General features: G+C 70.0%; 7 protein-coding genes. 3 read left to right on the top strand and 4 right to left on the bottom strand.

Annotated features, from left to right (window positions below; translation table 11 throughout):
• Positions 1-608, bottom strand: a 608-nt coding sequence (locus ACOADB_RS20200) for a hypothetical protein (protein WP_378602636.1), incomplete at its 3' end; no start/stop codon positions are given.
• Positions 608-1,048, bottom strand: coding sequence for a hypothetical protein (locus tag ACOADB_RS20205; protein WP_378602639.1), 441 nt, complete (start codon positions 1,046-1,048; stop codon positions 608-610). The genes ACOADB_RS20205 and ACOADB_RS20200, both read right to left, overlap by 1 nt.
• 96 nt (positions 1,049-1,144) lie before the next feature.
• Between ACOADB_RS20205 and ACOADB_RS20210 the strand changes: the two genes are divergently transcribed.
• The 3 genes from ACOADB_RS20210 to ACOADB_RS20220 are packed head-to-tail and all read left to right on the top strand — an operon-like array spanning position 1,145 to position 3,533.
• Positions 1,145-1,744 carry a hypothetical protein gene (locus ACOADB_RS20210; protein ID WP_378602642.1) on the top strand — a complete coding sequence of 200 codons (600 nt, stop codon included), beginning with the start codon at positions 1,145-1,147 and terminating at the stop codon, positions 1,742-1,744.
• A gap of 56 nt (positions 1,745-1,800) precedes the next feature.
• Entirely contained in the window at positions 1,801-2,916 is a 1,116-nt protein-coding gene (locus ACOADB_RS20215) for an S-(hydroxymethyl)mycothiol dehydrogenase (protein ID WP_378602645.1), read from the top strand.
• Positions 2,913-3,533 (top strand): MBL fold metallo-hydrolase, encoded by a 621-nt coding sequence (locus tag ACOADB_RS20220; RefSeq protein ID WP_378602648.1) that lies wholly within the window; start codon positions 2,913-2,915, stop codon positions 3,531-3,533. Before ACOADB_RS20215 ends, ACOADB_RS20220 begins: the two co-directional genes overlap by 4 nt.
• 97 nt (positions 3,534-3,630) lie before the next feature.
• Here ACOADB_RS20220 and ACOADB_RS20225 read toward each other — a convergent pair whose 3' ends face one another.
• Entirely contained in the window at positions 3,631-3,810 is a 180-nt protein-coding gene (locus ACOADB_RS20225; protein ID WP_378602651.1) for a hypothetical protein, read from the bottom strand.
• Between the two features lie 104 nt (positions 3,811-3,914).
• A partial coding sequence (locus ACOADB_RS20230) for a THUMP-like domain-containing protein (RefSeq protein WP_420281098.1) occupies positions 3,915-4,666 on the bottom strand: 752 nt, incomplete at its 5' end.

The raw sequence follows: 4,666 nt of genomic DNA on the forward strand, positions 1-4,666 counted from the left end.
GGCGGCCAGTCCACGAGCTCGACCGGGTTGAGCGGGTCGTCGTTGGTGCGGACGTCGCTCCCGACCACGACCGGCAGCCGGGGATCGCCGTGGATCGTCTTCATGACGAGGATCGCCTCGGAGTACGCGTCGTTCAGCCTGGCGAGCTTCGCCTGCGCGTCCAGGTCCGCGTTGTTGTAGGCGATCACGCCGGTGTTGTACTGCGCGGCTGCGACGGCGTACTCGATGCTCGCGACCACGGGGAGTCCGGGAAACTGTTCGGGCTTGGGGGGAGTGTCCGACGGACGTTCCGGGGCGCCGGCCTGGGCGGACTGGGCCTCGACCATCGCGGTGTGGACGGACAGCAGTACGTCGGCCGCCCGGATCATCTTCGCCTCCTTGTCCTTGAGGCGTCGGGCGACGAGGCGGAACGCCCGGGCGGCGGAGTCGGCGACACCGGACTCCTCACCGAAGCCGTCGCCGATGTCGTGGGCAGCCTGCTTCAGCGTCCGCCGGACGTCGGTCAGCGACCCGGAGCCCTTGTGCCAGGCGCCGCGTGCCTCCAGGACGTCATCGGGGTCCATCCCCGCCGTCCAGCGCTGCAAGCGCTCCAGGTTCTCGCCGGCCATCAGTTGGTCCCCCCGTCGTTCTGGTGCTCGACCTGCGCGTCGCGGTACGCGTTCGCACCGAGGTCGATGCTCTCGGTCTTCGCCAGCACCAGCTGGATCTCGCCGACGGCCTCCTCGTCCTTGTCGCGGATCAGGTCGCGTGCCTCCCGGACGGCGGTCCGGAAGTCGCGCAGGTCCTTGCGGAGGTCGACGAGGGTGTCGACCACGACGCGGTGGGCGCGCTCGTGGTGGTCGGCCAGGAGGGGCGAGGGCGGTCCGCCGCCGAACGCGCGACCGGAGATGTGTCCCCTGACCGGGAAGTCGACGTCTTTGAGGTTCCTCAGCTCCTCGTTGAGGACCTTGATCACCTTGGTGATCTCGCTCTCGACGACCTTGAGCTCCCGGGGACCGGCGGAGGCGAGGTCTGCTGAGGTGAAGCCGGCAAGATCCAGAAGCACCATGCTGAACGATCCTTCGCCCGAGTTGGAATGTCTGAGGCCCCGATACCCGGCCCCCACACCCCCGAAACCGGACCGGCCGGTGGCTAGGGTGAGGAAATGCGTTCTCGGGTCATCGCGGCACTGCTGTTCGTGGTCATCGTTGGCGCCGCGGGCGGCTGCACGTCCGACGACGACCCGGACGCAGGCCACTCACCCGGGGCAACGGGTACGACGTCGACCGCAACGTCCGCCGCAACCTCCACCACGTCCGACGTACCGGTGGTCGAGCCGGCGAGCGGCGAGCAGGCCGTCCTCGGCGAGTCGCTGAGCCTCCGGCTGCCGTCCCAGGGCGAGTGGTACCTCGACGACAGCGGCGGTTCGATCTTCGCCACGGCGACCGTCGACGGCGTGACCGTGGACATCGGCGGGAGTGACGTCCTGTCCGACGTCGACGCGCTCGACGAGGGGGCGTCGCTCGCCCTCGACGTGCTGGACGACCAGGCCGGGATGACCTATCGACGCGGCGACGACATCACGGTTGCCGGCAAGGTCTGCTGGGTCATCGACGGGGAGAGCGCCGGGAAGCGGTTCAAGGAGGTGGGGACGCTGCACAACGGGCGCATCGTGCACTTCGACTTCACCATCCGCGCCCCCGACGAGCCCGCCTTCGCCAAGGACCTCATCGCATCGGTGATTGCCAGCGTCGAGTGGATGTGACGGTTGCCGAGCGGTCGCTAGGTTGGTGACTCCGGTCATCCAGTGCAGGAGGCAGCATGCAGCAGGTCCGCGCCGTCATCGCTCGCAGCAAGGGAGCGCCCGTCGAGATCGCGACCATCAACGTCCCGGACCCCGGTCCGGGCGAGGCCGTGGTGAAGGTACTGACGTGCGGGGTGTGCCACACCGACCTGCACTACCGGGAGGGCGGCATCAACGACGACTTCCCCTTCCTGTTGGGGCATGAGGCCTCCGGGATCGTCGAGGCCGTCGGACCCGAGGTGACGGGCCTGGAGCCCGGGGACTTCGTGGTCCTGAACTGGCGCGCGGTCTGTGGCGACTGTCGGGCGTGCCGGCGAGGGGAGCCGCACTACTGCTTCAACACCCACAACGCCACGCAGAAGATGACGCTCGCCGATGGTGAAGGCGCCGGCACGGAGCTGTCGCCCGCCCTGGGCATCGGCGCGTTCGCCGAGAAGACCCTCGTGGCTGCCGGGCAGTGCACCAAGGTCGACCCGCAGGCACGCCCCGCGGCGGTCGGCCTGCTCGGGTGTGGGGTGATGGCCGGCATCGGTGCGGCGATCAACACCGGCGCGGTGACCCGCGGCAGGAGCGTCGCGGTCCTCGGTTGCGGCGGCGTCGGCGTGGCGGCGATCGCCGGCTCTGCCCTCGCGGGGGCGAGCCCGATCATCGCGGTCGACATCGACGCGAAGAAGCTCGAGACCGCCCGCCGGATGGGCGCGACCCACGTGGTCGACTCCTCGGTGGTCGATCCGGTCGAGGAGATCAAGCGGATCTGTGCGGAGACCTACGACGGCGCGGACGGCGCCGACGTCGTGATCGAGGCCGTCGGGCGGCCCGAGACCTGGAAGCAGGCGTTCTACGCCCGCGACCTCGCCGGCACGGTCGTCCTGGTCGGCGTACCGACGCCGGACATGAAGGTGCCGGACATTCCGCTGATCGACGTCTTCGGTCGCGGGGGTGCGTTGAAGTCCAGCTGGTACGGCGACTGCCTGCCCAGCCGTGACTTCCCGATGCTGGTCGACCTGTACCGCCAGGGCCGACTCGATCTCGACGCATTCGTGTCGGAGGAGATCGGCCTGGGTGACATCGAGGCCGCCTTCGACAAGATGCACCACGGCGACGTGCTGCGCTCGGTGGTGGTCATCTCATGAGCGGCGCAGTTCGGGTCGACCACGCTGTCACGAGCGGCACCTTCTCCCTCGACGGGGAGACCTTCGACGTCGAGAACAACATCTGGGTGGTCGGTGACGACGAGGAGTGCATCGTGATCGATGCGCCGCACTCGGTCGACGACATCATCGCGGTGGTCGGGACGCGCAAGGTCCGGGCGATCGTGTGCACCCACGCGCACGACGACCACGTACGGGTCGCACCCGAGCTCCGGGAGCTCGTGGTCGCACCGATCCTGCTGCACCCCGACGACCGGACGCTGTGGACGATGACCCACCTCGACCACCTCTGGGACGTCGACCTGTCGGACGGCCAGGTCCTCGCGGTTGCCGGTACGACGTTGCGGGTGCTGCACACGCCCGGCCATGCGCCGGGCGCGGTGTGCCTCTACGCGCCGGACCTGGGCTGCGTGTTCACGGGCGACACCCTGTTCCAGGGCGGGCCGGGTGCGACGGGTCGTTCGTTCAGCGACCGTCCGACGCTGGAGGCATCGATCCGGGCGAACCTGTTCGCGCTGCCCGACGACACGGTCGTGCACACCGGCCACGGGGCCGACACCACGATCGGCGCAGAGGCCGCGGCACTCGGTCGCGACTGATCCCGCGCGGGCCCGGCGTCAGCGCCGGGCGTTGCGGAACGGCCGGATGAGCAGGTCGTTCACGGCGGCGACGAGCGACCGCAGGGAGATCCGCACGTCAGCCCCTGGTCGCGAGGACGGCGGCCACGATGATCAGGATGATCCCGAGGATGCCGAGGATGGGCAGGCCCGTCGTGCGGTGCCCGCGGTGGGCGCCGACGTTGGCGGCGTTGGCGTCACGCTCGATGGCGGGCATCGGTCCTGTCGCGCGGTGCTTGACGGTCACATGGTTGGACATCTCTCACTCCTTGGTCGCGAGGTGTTCGAGAATCCAGACGCGCTGGGCTCCGGAACATCACGCGATTTCCGGAGAAGGTTCCCTGACGCCGGCCGGGTCGCGGCTCAGAACGGCTGGACGAGGAGGGCGGTGCCTTCGCCGGCAACGCGGGTGAGCACGATCGTGCCCTCGTTGTCGCCGCTCAGTGCCAGCCGCTTGCGCAGCTGCTCGGGGACGACGTCGACACCGCGCTTCTTGATCGTCAGTCGTCCGATGCCGCGTTCGCGCAGCGCCGCCTTGAGCTGCTTCTCCCGGTAGGGGAGCTCCTCGACGACCCGGTAGCCGCGTGCAAAGGGCGAGCGGAACGCGGAGTCGCCCATCACGTACGCGATCTTCGTGTCCAGCAGGCCACCGTCGACGCCGGCCGCGACGGCGGTGACCAGGCCTGCGCGGATGACCGCGCCGTCGGGTTCGTAGAGGTAGGCGCCGACCGGCCGTACGCCGACGGCCGCCGGGCCGGGGTCGTCCTCGTCGGTCAGGCTGGCGAGTCCGCCGGACCCGATGACGGTCGCGCGGCGGGCCACGGTCGCGGTCCGCCCTGCCCACAGGGCGGCTTCCTTGACCTCGCCCTCGTCACTGACCCATTCGGCCTCGACGCCTTCGGGGATCAGCGTGTGCGGGATGCCGGGGGCGACCTTGACGCAGGCGTCGCGCCGGAGGAGTCCTTCGACCCAGGTCCATGGCGGGGTCCAGTCCTCGACCCGGAAGCTGCGCCCCGCGCCGGTACGACGCGCGGGATCGGCGAAGGCGATGTCGAAGGCCCGGTGGTCGATCTCGGTGGCGTCGGCGACCTGCACCGCTCCGGCCAGGCCAAGGG

This window comes from Nocardioides sp. CPCC 206348 (assembly GCF_048654705.1).
Classification (GTDB): Bacteria; Actinomycetota; Actinomycetes; order Propionibacteriales; family Nocardioidaceae; genus Nocardioides.

Bases quoted from the DNA above. Each gene is read 5' to 3' on its own strand.
- ACOADB_RS20205 (WP_378602639.1), bottom strand. From the start codon at position 1,048: ATGGTGCTTCTGGATCTTGCCGGCTTCACCTCAGCAGACCTCGCCTCC.
- ACOADB_RS20210 (WP_378602642.1), top strand. From the start codon at position 1,145: ATGCGTTCTCGGGTCATCGCGGCACTGCTGTTCGTGGTCATCGTTGGC.
- ACOADB_RS20215 (WP_378602645.1), top strand. From the start codon at position 1,801: ATGCAGCAGGTCCGCGCCGTCATCGCTCGCAGCAAGGGAGCGCCCGTC.
- ACOADB_RS20220 (WP_378602648.1), top strand. From the start codon at position 2,913: ATGAGCGGCGCAGTTCGGGTCGACCACGCTGTCACGAGCGGCACCTTC.
- ACOADB_RS20225 (WP_378602651.1), bottom strand. From the start codon at position 3,810: ATGTCCAACCATGTGACCGTCAAGCACCGCGCGACAGGACCGATGCCC.